The organism is Microcoleus sp. B4-C1 (genome assembly GCF_036705285.1).
Taxonomy (GTDB): domain Bacteria; phylum Cyanobacteriota; class Cyanobacteriia; order Cyanobacteriales; family Microcoleaceae; genus Microcoleus.
Genome location: NZ_JAUBUC010000041.1, coordinates 29924 through 44719 on the forward strand (window position 1 = coordinate 29924; position 14796 = coordinate 44719).

Annotated in this window: 14 protein-coding genes; 4 read left to right on the top strand and 10 right to left on the bottom strand. The window is 46.7% G+C overall.

All coding sequences use genetic code 11. The features are described from left to right. Positions 1-129: 129 nt before the first annotated feature. Positions 130-2976 (top strand): valine--tRNA ligase, encoded by a 2847-nt coding sequence (locus QUB26_RS17465; protein WP_333319001.1) that lies wholly within the window; start codon positions 130-132, stop codon positions 2974-2976. A gap of 440 nt (positions 2977-3416) precedes the next feature. Next, the gene (locus QUB26_RS17470; protein WP_333241902.1) at positions 3417-3914 is read left to right on the top strand and encodes a hypothetical protein; all 498 of its coding nucleotides are present in this window, start codon (positions 3417-3419) and stop codon (positions 3912-3914) included. A 155-nt stretch (positions 3915-4069) separates the two neighbouring features. Here QUB26_RS17470 and crtB read toward each other — a convergent pair whose 3' ends face one another. Both crtB and pds read right to left on the bottom strand, forming a co-directional pair. After that, the gene (gene crtB / locus QUB26_RS17475; protein ID WP_333319003.1) at positions 4070-4999 is read right to left on the bottom strand and encodes a 15-cis-phytoene synthase CrtB; all 930 of its coding nucleotides are present in this window, start codon (positions 4997-4999) and stop codon (positions 4070-4072) included. A 91-nt stretch (positions 5000-5090) separates the two neighbouring features. Then, on the bottom strand, positions 5091-6464 hold the full coding sequence (gene pds, locus QUB26_RS17480; protein ID WP_333319005.1) for a 15-cis-phytoene desaturase: 1374 nt from the start codon (positions 6462-6464) through the stop codon (positions 5091-5093). Positions 6465-6825: 361 nt separating this feature from the next. Between pds and QUB26_RS17485 the strand changes: the two genes are divergently transcribed. Continuing rightward, complete coding sequence (locus QUB26_RS17485) at positions 6826-7467, top strand: restriction endonuclease subunit R (RefSeq protein ID WP_333319007.1); 642 nt, start codon at positions 6826-6828, stop codon at positions 7465-7467. Positions 7468-7547: 80 nt separating this feature from the next. Here the strand turns inward: QUB26_RS17485 and QUB26_RS17490 are convergent, their stop codons facing one another. The 8 genes from QUB26_RS17490 to QUB26_RS17525 all read right to left on the bottom strand — a co-directional run bounded on the left by QUB26_RS17490 (position 7548) and on the right by QUB26_RS17525 (position 12538). After that, on the bottom strand, positions 7548-8858 hold the full coding sequence (locus QUB26_RS17490) for a hypothetical protein (RefSeq protein ID WP_333319010.1): 1311 nt from the start codon (positions 8856-8858) through the stop codon (positions 7548-7550). A gap of 90 nt (positions 8859-8948) precedes the next feature. Then, complete coding sequence (locus QUB26_RS17495) at positions 8949-10037, bottom strand: SPFH domain-containing protein (protein ID WP_333241914.1); 1089 nt, start codon at positions 10035-10037, stop codon at positions 8949-8951. 128 nt (positions 10038-10165) lie between these two features. Beyond that, the gene (locus tag QUB26_RS17500; RefSeq protein WP_333241916.1) at positions 10166-10915 is read right to left on the bottom strand and encodes a Uma2 family endonuclease; all 750 of its coding nucleotides are present in this window, start codon (positions 10913-10915) and stop codon (positions 10166-10168) included. Positions 10916-11089: 174 nt separating this feature from the next. Continuing rightward, positions 11090-11500 (bottom strand): type II toxin-antitoxin system tRNA(fMet)-specific endonuclease VapC, encoded by a 411-nt coding sequence (gene vapC / locus QUB26_RS17505; protein ID WP_333241918.1) that lies wholly within the window; start codon positions 11498-11500, stop codon positions 11090-11092. Next, positions 11497-11751 carry a hypothetical protein gene (locus tag QUB26_RS17510; protein ID WP_333241920.1) on the bottom strand — a complete coding sequence of 85 codons (255 nt, stop codon included), beginning with the start codon at positions 11749-11751 and terminating at the stop codon, positions 11497-11499. Before QUB26_RS17510 ends, vapC begins: the two co-directional genes overlap by 4 nt. 63 nt (positions 11752-11814) lie before the next feature. Further along, the gene (locus QUB26_RS17515) at positions 11815-12114 is read right to left on the bottom strand and encodes a plasmid stabilization system (RefSeq protein ID WP_333241922.1); all 300 of its coding nucleotides are present in this window, start codon (positions 12112-12114) and stop codon (positions 11815-11817) included. 9 nt (positions 12115-12123) lie between these two features. Further along, positions 12124-12363: a hypothetical protein gene (locus QUB26_RS17520; RefSeq protein ID WP_333241924.1), complete on the bottom strand. Its 240-nt coding sequence runs from the start codon at positions 12361-12363 to the stop codon at positions 12124-12126. A gap of 46 nt (positions 12364-12409) precedes the next feature. Continuing rightward, on the bottom strand, positions 12410-12538 hold the full coding sequence (locus QUB26_RS17525) for a hypothetical protein (protein WP_333241926.1): 129 nt from the start codon (positions 12536-12538) through the stop codon (positions 12410-12412). A gap of 55 nt (positions 12539-12593) precedes the next feature. On the opposite strand from QUB26_RS17525, the gene dnaK reads away from it, so the two are divergent. Then, positions 12594-14702 carry a molecular chaperone DnaK gene (dnaK, locus tag QUB26_RS17530; RefSeq protein WP_333241928.1) on the top strand — a complete coding sequence of 703 codons (2109 nt, stop codon included), beginning with the start codon at positions 12594-12596 and terminating at the stop codon, positions 14700-14702. Positions 14703-14796: the final 94 nt, after the last annotated feature.

The following is a 14796-nucleotide window of genomic DNA, read 5'->3' on the forward strand; positions in this document are numbered from 1 at the left end:
ATTTTAACTTGACACTCCCCGCCTTGAATATCGCTCTTCCCTCTGCCTCTGACGCGGATGCGGTTCAAACCTCTTCTCTTCCCCCCGCTGTGGCACAATCTTATATATAAAACCTGCACCCTCTCGCCAATGACCGCAAACCTACCACCCCAATACGACCCCCAAGCCACCGAAGCCAAATGGCAAAAATACTGGGAAGACAACCAAACCTTCAAAGCTGACCCCGAAGCCGGCGGCGAACCTTACTGCGTCGTCATCCCGCCGCCCAACGTCACCGGCAGTCTCCACATGGGACACGCTTTTGAAGAGACGCTGATTGATGTCCTCGTCCGCTATCACCGCATGACTGGACGCAATACCCTGTGGTTGCCGGGAACGGATCATGCTAGCATCGCAGTTCAAACTATTCTCGAAAAGCAACTCAAAGCAGAAGGCAAAACTCGCCACGATTTAGGCCGAGAAAAATTCTTGGAACGGGCCTGGGAGTGGAAAGCGGAATCGGGCAATACTATTACTAATCAATTACGCAGTTTGGGCGTGTCTGTTGATTGGTCGCGTGAACGCTTTACGATGGATGAAGGCTTATCCGCTGCGGTTTTAGAAGCGTTTGTCCGTCTGTACGATGAGGGGCTGATTTATCGCGGCAATTACTTGGTGAATTGGTGTCCGGCGAGTCAGTCTGCTGTGTCGGATTTGGAGGTAGACCAGCAGGAACTTGAAGGCCATTTGTGGCATTTCCGCTATCCTTTGACGGACGGTTCTGGTTATTTGGAGGTGGCGACGACTCGGCCGGAAACGATGTTGGGCGATACTGGGGTGGCGGTGAATCCACAGGACGATCGCTACAAGCATCTTATCGGTAAAACTGTCACTTTGCCGATCGCACATCGCGAAATCCCGATCGTTGCTGATGAGTTTGTCGATCCGACTTTTGGAACTGGTTGTGTCAAGGTGACTCCCGCCCACGACCCGAATGACTTCGAGATGGGTAAACGTCACAATTTGCCGTTTATTAACATCATGAATAAGGACGGCAGTTTAAATGAAAATGCCGGAGAGTTCCAAGGACAAGACCGATTTGTTGCCCGGAAAAATGTGGTGCAGCGGTTAGAAACTGACGGGGTTTTGGTTAAAATAGAAGATTATAAGCATACTGTTCCCTACAGCGAACGCGGCAAAGTTGCGGTCGAACCTTTGATATCTACGCAATGGTTTGTGAAGATAGATCCTCTTTCTCAACGCGCTTTAGAAGCATTAGACCAAAATAACTCACCAGTCTTTGTTCCTGAAAGATGGACAAAGGTTTATCGCGATTGGTTGGTGAAGCTAAAGGATTGGTGTATCTCCCGACAATTGTGGTGGGGACACCAAATCCCGGCGTGGTATGCTGTTAGCGAAACCCAAGGAGAAATTACTGATACAACACCTTTTATAGTTGCGAAAACTGAAGCTGAAGCTAAGGAAAAAGCTACGGCTAAATTTGGTAATGACGTGCAGCTAGCAAGAGATCCAGATGTATTGGATACTTGGTTTTCGTCTGGGTTGTGGCCTTTCTCAACTTTGGGATGGCCGGACGAAACTAAAGATTTGGAGTTTTACTATCCCACAACTACTTTGGTTACGGGTTTTGATATCATCTTTTTCTGGGTGGCTAGAATGACGATGATGGCCGGACATTTTACTGAAAAGATGCCTTTTGATACTGTTTACATTCACGGTTTGGTGTTGGATGAAAACGGTCAGAAAATGTCTAAGAGTAAAAATAACGGTATCGACCCGCTGCTGTTGATTGGTAAGTACGGTACTGATGCTTTGCGCTACACTTTGGTTAAGGAAGTGGTAGGGGCCGGTCAAAATATTCGCATGGAGTACGATCGCAAAACTGATGAATCGAAATCGGTGGAAGCTTCCCGGAATTTCACGAATAAGTTGTGGAATGCGGCCAGGTTTGTGATGATGAATTTGGAGGGACAGACTCCGCAGCAGTTGGGAATTCCTCACCCCCCCCAACCCCCCCTTACTAAGGGGGGGAGAGAAGAAGATTCCCTTGTTGAGGGGGGGAGAGAAGAAGATTCCCTTGTTGAGGGGAAGAGAGAAGAAGGGTTGGAATTGTGCGATCGCTGGATTCTTTCTCGCTACAATCAAGTTGTGCAGCAAAGCCGCAATTGTTTGGAAAATTACGGTTTGGGGGAAGCAGCGAAGGGACTTTATGAGTTTATTTGGGGCGATTTCTGTGACTGGTATATTGAGTTGGTCAAGTCTCGCTTGCAACAGGATGCTGAACCAAATTCTAAGAAAGTGGCACAGCAAACTTTTGCTTTTGTGTTGGAAGGGATTTTGAAACTACTACATCCTTTTATGCCGCACATTACTGAGGAGATTTGGCACACTCTGACTCAAACAGGTGACGATCAATGTTTGGCTTTGCAAGCTTATCCAGAAGCTGATATCTCGCTAATAGATGCTGATTTGGAACAGCAGTTTGAGTTGTTGTTCGGTACAATTCGCACTATTCGCAATTTGCGGGCCGATGCTGATATCAAACCCAGTGTGAAGGTGACGGCGATTTTGCAAAGCGAAAGCGAGAAAGAACGCCAAATCATCTCAGATGGAGGCGTTTACATTCAAGATTTGGCAAAAGTCGAAAATCTGACAGTTACTGCTAGTTTGGATGCAGAACCCCCCCTTAATCCCCCCCTTGGTAAGGGGGGGCAAGGGGGGTCAATTGCTGGTGTTGTTGGTACTGTGCAAGTATTGATTCCTCTGGCTGGGGTGGTGGATTTGGCGGCTTTGCGTGCTAAATTAGAGAAGAAGTTGAGCAAGGTGGAAGCTGAAATTAAGCATACTGCGGCGCGCTTGACTAATCAGAAGTTTGTGGATAAGGCTACTCCTGATGTTGTTCAGGGGGCGAGGGATGCTTTGGCGGAAGCGGAAAAACAAGCGGAGATTTTGCGCGATCGGCTAAAGGTGTTTTAATAGTTGACAGTTGACAGTTGACAGTAGTCGCGCATTCGGTGAGAAACCGGGTTTCTCTGAAATTTTGTGTTTAGTCACGAGAAATCTCGAAAGAAACCCGGTTGATGAGGTTATTACCATTCTTGTTTATGGTGAAGCCTTGCTTCATCAAAAACCTCCCAAAATCCTGTAGGGGCGGGTTCACCAACATCTATGAAATTCACAAAAAATATCATAAACCCGCCCCATCACCGCCATTATTTATATCAACATTTTACCAATAAATTCATCGTACATTTGTATTGTTGGTGGGTGGGGGCGGGTTTATAACATTATTCATTTTTACCGTAAATGGTTGGCGAACCCGCCCCTACAAATTTGGTTTCAATAATATAACAACTTGTCCTAATATTACCAATTACGAATCCGCAACTATCAATTACCAATCACTAATTACCCTAATGTTATATTTAGCCAAAGTACAAAATCAGGAAATTATAGGCGAGATAAGTCTGCAATTGCTGGCTTGTCAAAATGCTGATGGTACTTGGGCGATTATTGGTGAACAAAATGTGTTGACATTAGCGACAGATTTTGTTAACAACCCAAATAACTCCGCCGCAAATTTCTTAAATGAAGGTGTTTTAGTATTAGCAGACATTGGCGAAAATAGCCAGATTTTGGATATTCAAGCAGCTACAAACTGGGTACTACAATTAGTAGAGAAATATTTAACAACAGGCTTTACTCCCGATTTTTTGCATGAAGAAGCCCAGAAAGCAGAAGATTGGCGGCAATCTCTCACTTTGCAGAGTCAAGAATTGTCTCGCCGCTTGATTGAAGTTGAAGCCCGCCGGGAACAAATTCAAAATTTAGAAGCAAAACTCCAGCAGGAAAAGCAATTGCTTGAAAGTTCGATCGCCCAATTGAAAATTCCGCCCGCTACTCCACTAATTTGACTTAGAATTTGACTTAAATTAACACACCAAACGTAGGGACACGCCACTACCGCGTCCCCACAAACCTAATATGCAATTTGCTGGACATCCTAATAATTTGTAACTTGACACATACCCGTTACCCGTTGCCGAATCGCCAGCAATACGGCCCGCGGCTAAAGCACTTTTGACTTCAGCCAAGCGGCGGGGAGACACCGCAGTTTCTGAGAATTGCTAACATAAGCCCGCTTCTGAAACACATCATATTGATTGCGTTCGATCGCATTTAAGATTCTGCTGTAGAGCATTGTAGCAGCCCAAACTGTCCAGCGGATATCGGGACTGAGCACTTTAATTCCCGGTTCGGCGCTGGCGTATAATTTGCGAGCTCGCTGAATTTGAAACCGCATCAATTCCCGCCAGCGGTTGTCAATTACACCGTTGAATAAATCTTCTTCCGTGTAGTTAAACAAGGCTAAGTCTTCTAAGGGAATGTAAATGCGGCCGCGGCGGGCGTCTTCTCCGACATCGCGCAGAATATTAGTCAACTGCTTGGCAATACCGAGGGAGATGGCTTCTTCTTTGGGAATTTTATTCCCCCAGTGCCAATTCCAGTTAGCAGCGGAGCTCGATTCGCCTACACCCATGACAGACATCGACATCAGCCCTACAGTACCCGCTACTCGATAACAGTAAAGATTGAGCTCTTCAAAAGTTTCGTAGCGGCTGCGGTACAAGTCCATTTGCTGGCCCGCAATCATCTCTCGAAACGGCCCAATGTCGATCGGGAAACGAGACAGCGTATCCACCAACGCTACGTCGTAGTCGTCGTGAGGATGGCCGGCAAACACCGATTCTAGGCGTTTTTCCCACAGATTGAGGGTTTCAGGGGTCGTTGCATCAGAACCCGGCCCGTCTACGAGTTCGTCGGTGCGGCGGCACCAGACGTAAATCGCCCAAATCGCCCGACGCTTCGCTTCGGGCATGAGTTGAGTGCCTAAATAAAAATTTTTGGCATAACTCGCCGTGACTTGGCGGCACAGTTCGTAAGAGTCATCCACAGAGGCCAGAGTTCTCATGCACTGGAGTTTTGACAGTTGCAGCATCCGAGAATAAGAAATTTAAAGATTAGAATTGACATTCCCCCGTTTAGAAAACGGGAGATTTTTTACGTCTTTATGAAAAATTCTTAATTTTTCATTTGTTATTGGCCGTTGAAATAGCCTGCGCTGTCAGCTTACCAGAAAGCACGGCACCTTCCATACTCGCAAGATAACGCTGCATCGTATAATCCCCCGTTAGATAGAAATTGCTAATGGGAGTTGTTTGTGTGGGACGGCACTGCTGGCGTCCGGGGGTGGCTTTGTAGACGGAACGAGGGGTTTTGACTACGTGATATTTGAGCAGTTTGGCGGGTTCTGGGATTTGATCGGGAAAGAGTTTTTCTAACTCGACCATTGTGGCTGCGACGATATCTTCGTCTGATTTGCCTATCCAGTCTTTGGCCGGTGCTAAAACCAGTTCCAGCATTGATTTGTCTGGGTTGGCATATTCGCGGCAGGTGTTGCTCATGTCGGCGTAGACGCTCAGCAGGGGCGATCGCGAGAACAGCAAATGGTCGATGTCAGTTAATTTGCGATCGAACCACAAGTGTACATTAATGACGGGTACTCCCTCCAAACCTTCGAGCTGTTTGAAATAATCCATTTCGCCCCAAGGTTTCGGCATCATCAGCTTTAGCGGGTCAACCGGCATCGCGGAAACGTAAATATCGGCCGTCAGAATTTCTGACTCTGCCCCTTTTATGCCCCGAATCTGGAAGCCGCGCACCGTGTTGTCATCGTTGAGCAAAAACTCGCCGATGGGTGCATTCAGCCGGACTTCACCGCCGCGCTCAGTTATGTAGTCTACCATCGGCTGACACAACCTTTCTGTGGGGGAACCGTCTAAAAAGGCCATTTTCGAGCCATTTTTCTCTTGCAGGAAGCGGTTGAGGGCTGTCAGCAGTATGGTTGCAGATATTTCGTGGGGGTCAATGAAATTGAGCGCCTTGGACATGGCGATAAATACTTCTTTTTCGACTCTGGGGGGGACGTTTTGCTTTTTCAGCCAGTCGGAAAACGAGTATTTGTCCATTGCTTCGACATAGTTTTGGCCCTGAAGCATCGCCGGAATCAAACCGATGCCAAAGCGGATTTTTTCGGGCCAGGTGAGCATATCGTTGTTGCTCAAGATGGCTGCGACGCCGTTGAAGGGGGCGGGAAGGTCGGGAAAGTCAAAGCGGGAATAGGTTCCGGGGGTTTCCGGCTGATTGAAAATCATGCTGTGCTGTTTCCATTGCAGCCGGTCTTCAATGTCAAGTTCTTTGAAGAGTTGGAGCATATTCGGGTATGCACCGAAAAAGATGTGGAGGCCGGTTTCGTACCAGTCGCCATCTGCATCTTTCCAGGCGGCTACTTTGCCGCCGAGTACGTCCCGACTTTCTAGGAGGATGGGGGTGTGGCCCGCGTCGGTAAGATATTTAGCGCAGGAAAGTCCTGCTAAGCCTGCTCCGGCGATCGCAACTCGCATTTGATACTACTTGGCCTCTGTGTTCGCTTCGGTTTAATTATACTTTACAACTCGTTACATTTTTTTGGGAATTGGGGAAGGTGGATGCGGCGATCCCTCTCTCAGTCCCACAGTCCGCCAGGGAATGAATTCCCTGTCTCATAGCGCAAGTCCTCTGAAAGAGGACTGAAGAATACATTAGTCCTCTTTCAGAGGACTTTTGCTTTGAGGCAGGGGTTTAAACCCTTGCCGGACTTGCCGGACTGCGGGTCTGACCTTAAGTGCCCTAGTGCCCTATGCCCTAGGAAACGCAATTAACAGAAATTTAGCAATAATTGCTATCATCAATTATGAGGCAAATTTCAATAAATTAGTTAAATTTATGGTACAAACAATTCAAGCTAGAAATGTCGCACTGAACGACTTGGAAACCCAATTCAAAATTGAGTGGATTGAGGATGATGACCAATTCTTTCGCGAGTGGCAAGATGATTTGCCAGAAATCACTGATTATGAAAAACAGCGATTAGACAGAGTGAAAGCAAGTTACAGGAATTTGCTTGCTCGTCCACCAATGCTAGAAAATACAGTCAAAATGGTAGTGCTGTCTCCGCTGTTGGATTTAGCTGACTTTTATCTTGCTCCTTTTCACGTTACTTCCGAAAAGTCTGTAGAAATTATTGACGAAGATGAAGGAATGATTGTCAGGGGACAGTTGGATGTGTTGGCTTTGTTTCAGGAGTTTTGGGTAGTAGTTATCGAGTCCAAGCAAGCGGCGTTTTCTTTGGAAGTAGGGATTCCGCAGTTGCTGGCTTATATGTTAGCTAATGTGACGGGCGATCGACCTACTTACGGACTGTTAATGAATGGGGCAGATTTTCTATTTGTCAAGTTAGTTAAGCGGGAAACAGCACAGTATGCTTTTTCTCGGAAGTTTTACCTTTTCAATCCGGGAAACGATTTGTACAGTGTGCTGAGTATTTTGAAGCGCCTTGGTCAGTTGAATGTTGGCAATACAGTTTAGCAAGCGATCGCGCTCTTCTGTGAGGGCTATCGCTCATAGACGCGGTTGTACTTCGTTTAAATAAAAAATGAACAATCAAACTAATTAGAAGAGGGAACAGGCGCTGGCGGTAATTTTTTGTTAGGTACAGGTGCGGTAGAAGGAACAGGCGCTGGCGGTAATTTTTTGTTAGGTACAGGTGAGGTTGAGGGAACAGGTGCTGGCGGTAATTTTTGGCTTGGTACAGGTATGGAAGTTGGTTGGGGTTGGGGCTGAGGCAAACCGGGAACACGGATATATCTCCAATTACCAGTAAATAATAGGTACATAACACCCGCAAGCACGACACCACTAACAACAGCAGCAGTAATTTTCCAAACACTGTAGGGACGTTCGCCTTGAACTTCAGCGGTGCGAGCATTAACCATTACTTGATATCGTTGGTTTTGATAGCGATAGGCGCACAGCCACACAGGTAGCAAAATATGCTTAAAAGTGATAGCATTGTAATCAGTAGAAATGCTGTGAACCCGCTGCTCGTCGCCACCAATATTCCTACAAACATCCGAGTGAATAGTACCGGCCATGACATTTTTAGCAGATTCAAATCCTTGAGTGAGAGAAACTTGCGATCGCTGCGCTTCAAACCCAGCTAAATAAGATGAATTGTAAGGGCGCAGCGACTCCTTGAGATGCCAAGGTTCTAACGCATCTAGGCGGGGGCGATCGATCGAAGTTGTAGCAGGAATCAGAATATCATCAAAAGAGCGATCGACTCTGCCAGAAGCTGGCCACCACCTGGTATGTTGCACTTGGCGAGTTTTAGTTTCAGTTTCACCCTGCGAGTTTGTTTCTGTATAAGTTTCAGTCACATAGTAGTGTTCTCCGCGAGAACCCTGATAGTAACTAACGGTATAAGTGTCGTAAGTCCAAAACGGCAAATAAACCCCTTGAATTTTCTCCTGTTGCGCTAGGGATTTCAAAGCAGAAGGAGCAAACCAGCGGTTGCTTAGCCACTTTTGAATGCTTTCTCTAGCCTGTTTATCAGTAACTTCAAAAGGAACAATTCCCTCTGGATGCACGCTAGGGCTAGCCTTTGCAGGTTGCGTCACAATTGGAGAAGCACAAAATGGGCATTGGCCCGCTACTTTTGGCGGTTCAAAAGTAACACTTGCTCCGCAATCATTGCATTTTACTTCTAAGGCTGTTGTTGATAAAGTTGTCAGCGTCGTGCGATCGACTTGGAGATATTGTTCGTAAGAGTTCTCCTTTACCTCTTGGGCCGTTTGGGGAATTGCATCTTCCCAGCCGCAGTAAGCACACTTGAGTTTTCCTGCTTGGGGGTTGAACTCTAAATAAGCCCCGCAGCTAGGACAGGGAAAACGTTTAACAGCAGGTTCAGAAGTATTCATAATGGTTAATTGGTGATGTAATTGGTAATCGGTAATCTGGAAAGCATCCCAATTACCAATTACCAATTAACTAAATATGCAAACAAAAATTTAGGCTGCTGCTGGCGGGGGAGGCGGCGGTACTGTCGCCAACAAAGATGCTAATTCCGGCACTTGCGATGCTAACTTCCAGCCGTCAAAACCCGCACGCCACACCATTACCTGATGTGTCAAACCATTTTGCAGAAGTTGATGCAATTCAAAAGGGCCTAATTGTTGACCGTTGTGGGCAATATACCACTGAGTTTGTGTTGGTGGGGGAGGTGGCGGCGGAGTCTGCGATGCTGGCGGCTGCATCATATTTGTCATTTGTTGACCTAGTGCCATTCCCATGCCAAATTCTAATGCTTGATTGCCGCCGCTGGGGTTATTTGCTGATGCTTCTATGGCGTTAGCAGCTTGATATTGGGTATATTGCTGCATATTTCCCAGAAGTCCGATCGAGGCTCGTTTGTCGAGTGCTGCTTCAACTTCTGGAGGCATCGAGATATTTTCAATTAATAGCTGAGTTAACTCTAACCCAAATTGCTGGATACTTGGCTCTATGGCAACTCGCACCTGTTCGCCCATGTGGGTGTAGTTGGCTGCAAAGTCTAGCAGGGGAACGCGGGAATTCCCAACCCAATTGGCAAAGGCACTGACTATTGTATTGCGTAGTTGTTCGCTGATTTCATCTACTTGAAATAGTCCGTCAGTGCTGATTAGTTGTTTTAAGAGTTTTTCGGGATGGGAAACTTTAATGTTGTATGTGCCAAAAGCCCGCATTCTCACTGGGCCGAGTTCTGGATCGCGGATAATTACAGGGTTAGAGGTACCCCATCTCAGGTTGGTAAATATTTTGGTGTTAAAAAAGTAGACTTCTGCTTTGAAGGGAGAGTTGAAACCGTAGGGCCAACCTTTTAAAGTGCTGAGAATGGGTAAGTTGCGGGTGTAAAGTTCGTACATTCCCGGATCGAAGACATCGGCCACTTGGCCTTCGCTGACAAAGACTGCTATTTGTCCTGGTCGTACAGTTAGTTTAGCACCTTGTTTAATTTCGTTTTGGTGGCGCTCGAATCGATAGGCAATGGTGTCGCTGGTATTGTCCAACCATTCGATGATATCGACAAATTCGCCGCGAATCTTGTCAAAGAGTCCCATAGATTTATTTTGGGTTGTTGTTTGATTTTAGCTTCAAGAGGAGCGATCGGTGTTCCCGATCGCCATTGTAAAGTTTTTACGTGCGATCGCGATCGCTGGGGATGGGGGCGATCGCCCTTGCAGAAAATTCACAATTCCGGTTCAATTCCAGCCGATCGCAATTGAGCGCGCAATTGCTCTAATTGGTCTTCGGCGCGATCGGCTCTTTCAGCCCCGGTTAACAACAGATTCCCTTGACTATCCCACCAGCGCAGCCAAGGTAATTCCACATTTTGATACACTCCTTGCCAAATTCCCAATTCCACTCCTAACGGTGCAATCGGATAATGACCGCGCTCATTGGCAGCAACTAATTGATACCTATCTTCGATCAGGTGATAGACTTCAACACTAGCCTTGGTTACTTCATAAATTCCGTAAAATGCCGGATGGATGACATTTTCATAAATCCAGAATTTACCCGGCTTAGTTTCCTGTTGACCCGATCGCAACAAAGGCGTTCTGTCCCGTTCTTCTGCACCATTGCCCGATACAAACTCTAACACAATTAACGGTGCTACAAATTCTTGCCACATCACATACGATCGGCGCAATTGACCGTCAATTGTTGGCGGGACATTGGGAACGTAAAACCAGTCCGGTGCTTCTGCGCCCTTTTCTAGCGGATCTGTCAATCGCCAATAAATGCCACTGTCTTGACCGATACAATAGTTATCATCTGGATGAATGCTTTGGAAGACGGGAGTAATTGAATCTGTTAGCAGGATGCTTTGGGGATGTTCTTGGAAATTCTTCACAAAAGTGCCGTCGGATTCTGGTAATTGAGTGTGATCCGGCCAGCCTGTGGGGTTGTTTTCTACATCGAGGGTGAATTTCATGATTTTATTTTGATTGCAGGCATTATAGGAGCGAGATTGTGATTGTAGGCGAACTCGATACATCTAATACCAAATTCATAAAATAGCGCTACATATCTACCCCCCCCAACCCCCCCTTATTAAGGGGGGGAGTAAAACTTTCTATGTAGCATAACTTTATGAAATTGGTATAACTCATGCCTCTATCTCCCAATCTTCCAGATGCAAACCCTCAACACGGCTGAACTCGCGGGTATTGTGAGTTACAAGAATTAGGTTGTTGGCGAGAGCAATAGAGGAAATCAAAAGGTCATTAGGGCCAATGGGTGTTCCAGATGCAGCTAATTGAGCGCGAATTTGACCGTAAATTAGGGCAGACTGGTCATCAAAAGGAAAACTTACAAACTCATTGAAAAAACGTTCTAGTCGAGCTAGATTGCTATCTTGACGAGAACTTTTAAAAGCACCCCAGTAAAGTTCTGCTTTAACTACAGAGCATATTGCTACATCACCTGACCGCATCATTGCTAGTCGGCGAGATACCGATGAGTTGCGGTCGGGATTTAACAAACGGATGCAAGTATTGGTGTCTAAAAGATAAATCACAGCAATTCTTCCCGAATTTCATATTCCAACTGCTCAGGACGAACAAGCGGTTCTCCTTCCCAACTTCCTATTACTGTCTCAAAAAAACCGGGAGACCAGCCTAAATCTTCCGGTTTTTTAGCCTCAGTTGCTGGTGTTATGGGCTGGAAAACTACAATAACTTCCAAATCTGTATCTTTGATACCACCGGGGATTTGCAAATGCAACATTCCGTCGGAACCAACGCGCGATCGCACTTTAATACTTTGCATAACTCTGGGCTCCTTAAGTTTGTACTGAAATTTAATCTTGTTCAGGCGTCCGCTTTGTAATAATCACTCCAACTCCGCCAACAGATCAAGCACATCTTCATAATCATAAGGCGGACGCTTCCTGATAGCTAAGACAGCGATTTGTTTAAATTCATCATCAACAGCGTAAAGGATTCTCCACAAATCAACTCTAATTCGCCTGGGTTCCCAACTTGCGTTTGTAGAAAAGCGAAGCATAATGCTGTTGTCAGGACGTGCTTCTTCACCCAGCGCCTCAATTATTTTCTTAATTCGCTGGCGAATGACTCCTGGTAAGTTTCGCCTCTCATCGTGAGCAGATGCCAATAGCCGAATTCGATACATTTAATAACCTCAATCTTCATCCCATTCATCTTTAACGGCTTCCCAATCAAGCCAACCCGCTTTTTCGGGACTGCCACCGCATTTTTGCAATTGGGCCATCGCCGTTTTGAAAATCTGTTCGTCTTCCCGATCTTCGATCCAGTCGATCAAAGCTTCCCAAGCCGATATGCTCAACTGTGCGGCTTTCTTTTTACCGTTAGCATCAACCACAAATTGAACGGATTTTAATATTTCTTTGATACTGGTCATTATAATTAATTCCTTAAGTTGTTATCTATTCTAATCAATTTGCTTCTCAGTTGCTGCGCCAAACCCTATCGAAAAAAGGTCGATCGCACCCAGCCAACCCCAGCAACCTGAACCGCAGGTGAGGCAATCCCCCTGCAGCCCCCGCTTCTCGACGCGGTACAATAAGTGCAATCATACTTAACGCTTATATTGAAAAAGTTACACACAACGCCACAGGAGACAACAGACGCATGGGTAAAGTAGTTGGCATTGACCTCGGAACAACAAACTCAGTAGTAGCCGTCATGGAAGGCGGCAAACCGGTTGTGATTGCCAATGCAGAAGGGATGCGGACAACTCCCTCGGTAGTCGCTTTCACAAAGGAAGGAGAACGCCTTGTCGGACAGATGGCCCGACGCCAGACTGTTCTCAACCCGCAAAACACCTTTTACGCCGTCAAGCGGTACATCGGACGCAAATATACCGAACTGACTCCAGAATCAAAGCGCGTCCCTTACACAACTCGCCGCGACGAAAACGGGAACATCAAAATCAAGTGTCCCCGCCTGAAAAAAGATTTTGCCCCAGAGGAAATTTCGGCGATGGTTTTGCGGAAACTGGCCGATGAAGCCAGCCGCTATCTGGGACAAGAGGTGACGGGGGCTGTAATTACTGTTCCCGCTTATTTCAACGACTCGCAGCGACAGGCGACGCGGGATGCGGGACGAATTGCCGGACTTGAAGTCAAACGGATTTTAAATGAGCCGACGGCGGCTTCTTTGGCTTACGGTTTGGAGAGGCGAGAAAGTCAAACTATTTTAGTGTTTGATTTGGGCGGCGGTACTTTTGATGTATCTATCTTAGACGTGGGAGACGGAGTATTTGAAGTTAAAGCAACTAGCGGCGATACTCAATTGGGCGGCAATGATTTTGACTCCAAAATTGTTGACTGGTTGGCAGAACAATTCTTAGAAAAAGAAGGAATTGATTTGCGACGCAACCGCCAAGCTTTGCAGCGCCTGATCGAAGCGGCAGAAAAAGCCAAGATTGAGCTGTCGGGAGTCGGTGTCACCGAGATTAATTTGCCGTTTATCGATGCGAACGAAGACGGGCCTTTGCATCTGGAAACGCGACTAACTCGCGGTCAATTTGAGGGGCTGTGCACAGATTTGGTGCAGCGGTTGCGGCGGCCGGTCAAACAAGCTTTGGCTGATGCAAGTTTGAGTCCTTCTCGCATTGATGAAGTTGTGCTAGTCGGCGGTTCGACTCGCATTCCTTTGGTGCAGGAAGTTGTTCGCAACTTGATTGATAAAGAACCCAATCAAAATGTGAATCCCGATGAAGTTGTGGCGGTGGGTGCGGCAATTCAGGCGGGGATTTTGGGTGGCGATGTCCGCGATGTGCTGCTGTTGGATGTGACGCCGCTGTCGCTGGGTTTGGAAACGATCGGCGGGGTGATGAAAAAACTGATTCCTCGGAATACTACTATTCCCGTCAGGCGATCGGACATTTTTTCGACTGCTGAAAATAACCAAACTGTGGTAGAAATTCACGTCATCCAAGGGGAACGGGAATTAGGCAGAGATAATAAGTCTTTGGGACGGTTTAAACTAACTGGAATTCCGCCGGCACCGCGAGGGATTCCGCAGGTGCAAGTAGCTTTTGATATTGATGCTAACGGGATGCTGTTGGTAACTGCTTTGGACAAAACTACGGGCAGGGAACAAAGCATTACTGTGCAAGGTGCTTCCACGCTGAGTCAGCAGGAAGTGAATCAAATGATTCGCGATGCGGAACAGTTTGCTCAAGCTGATAAGTTGCAGCGGGAAAGGGTAGAAAAACGCAATCGCGCTGAAGCTTTAGCTTATCAAGCTGAGCGGCAGTTGCGAGAGGTGGCGCTCGATCGCGGAATGCAGTTTGCTCAAAGAAGTCGCCAGCGAATTGAAACTTTAATTCGGGAATTGCGAGACAGTTTGGAACGCAATGATGAGCGGGGAGTTGACCAAGTTGGTTCGGATTTGCAGGATGCTCTTTACGATTTGAGCCGGGAAGTTTCGGCGTTTGCGATGGATGACGATGATGATGATTTCTTTGAGTCTGTGAAGCGGACTTTTACGGGCGACGGTACCAAGCGGCGCAGCGATGATAACAGCTATTATACCAATGCTAAACCGTACAGGCGATCGACTGTCGATCCAATTCCCGATCGCCCCTACGATCGCACCGGCGATCGTATGAACGATCGCATGGGCGATCGTATGGGCGATCGTATGGGCGATCGTAGAAGCAGTGCTAATCGCCCCACTCGCCCTTATCAAAATCAAAGCGACGATTGGGATGATGACGACGATTGGCTCTAATTAGTGGTTAGTCATTAGTCCCTAGTCATTAATCCCTAGTTTGAAGCAGGGAAGGAGGATGACTAATGACTAATGACTAATAATTAATAACTCA

What these genes read in the sequence shown, in the direction of transcription:
- QUB26_RS17465 (WP_333319001.1), top strand. Translation starts at nt 130, where the DNA reads ATGACCGCAAACCTACCACCCCAATACGACCCCCAAGCCACCGAAGCC.
- QUB26_RS17470 (WP_333241902.1), top strand. Translation starts at nt 3,417, where the DNA reads ATGTTATATTTAGCCAAAGTACAAAATCAGGAAATTATAGGCGAGATA.
- crtB (WP_333319003.1), bottom strand. Translation starts at nt 4,999, where the DNA reads ATGCTGCAACTGTCAAAACTCCAGTGCATGAGAACTCTGGCCTCTGTG.
- pds (WP_333319005.1), bottom strand. Translation starts at nt 6,464, where the DNA reads ATGCGAGTTGCGATCGCCGGAGCAGGCTTAGCAGGACTTTCCTGCGCT.
- QUB26_RS17485 (WP_333319007.1), top strand. Translation starts at nt 6,826, where the DNA reads ATGGTACAAACAATTCAAGCTAGAAATGTCGCACTGAACGACTTGGAA.
- QUB26_RS17490 (WP_333319010.1), bottom strand. Translation starts at nt 8,858, where the DNA reads ATGAATACTTCTGAACCTGCTGTTAAACGTTTTCCCTGTCCTAGCTGC.
- QUB26_RS17495 (WP_333241914.1), bottom strand. Translation starts at nt 10,037, where the DNA reads ATGGGACTCTTTGACAAGATTCGCGGCGAATTTGTCGATATCATCGAA.
- QUB26_RS17500 (WP_333241916.1), bottom strand. Translation starts at nt 10,915, where the DNA reads ATGAAATTCACCCTCGATGTAGAAAACAACCCCACAGGCTGGCCGGAT.
- QUB26_RS17510 (WP_333241920.1), bottom strand. Translation starts at nt 11,751, where the DNA reads ATGCAAAGTATTAAAGTGCGATCGCGCGTTGGTTCCGACGGAATGTTG.
- QUB26_RS17515 (WP_333241922.1), bottom strand. Translation starts at nt 12,114, where the DNA reads ATGTATCGAATTCGGCTATTGGCATCTGCTCACGATGAGAGGCGAAAC.
- QUB26_RS17520 (WP_333241924.1), bottom strand. Translation starts at nt 12,363, where the DNA reads ATGACCAGTATCAAAGAAATATTAAAATCCGTTCAATTTGTGGTTGAT.
- QUB26_RS17525 (WP_333241926.1), bottom strand. Translation starts at nt 12,538, where the DNA reads ATGATTGCACTTATTGTACCGCGTCGAGAAGCGGGGGCTGCAGGGGGA.
- dnaK (WP_333241928.1), top strand. Translation starts at nt 12,594, where the DNA reads ATGGGTAAAGTAGTTGGCATTGACCTCGGAACAACAAACTCAGTAGTA.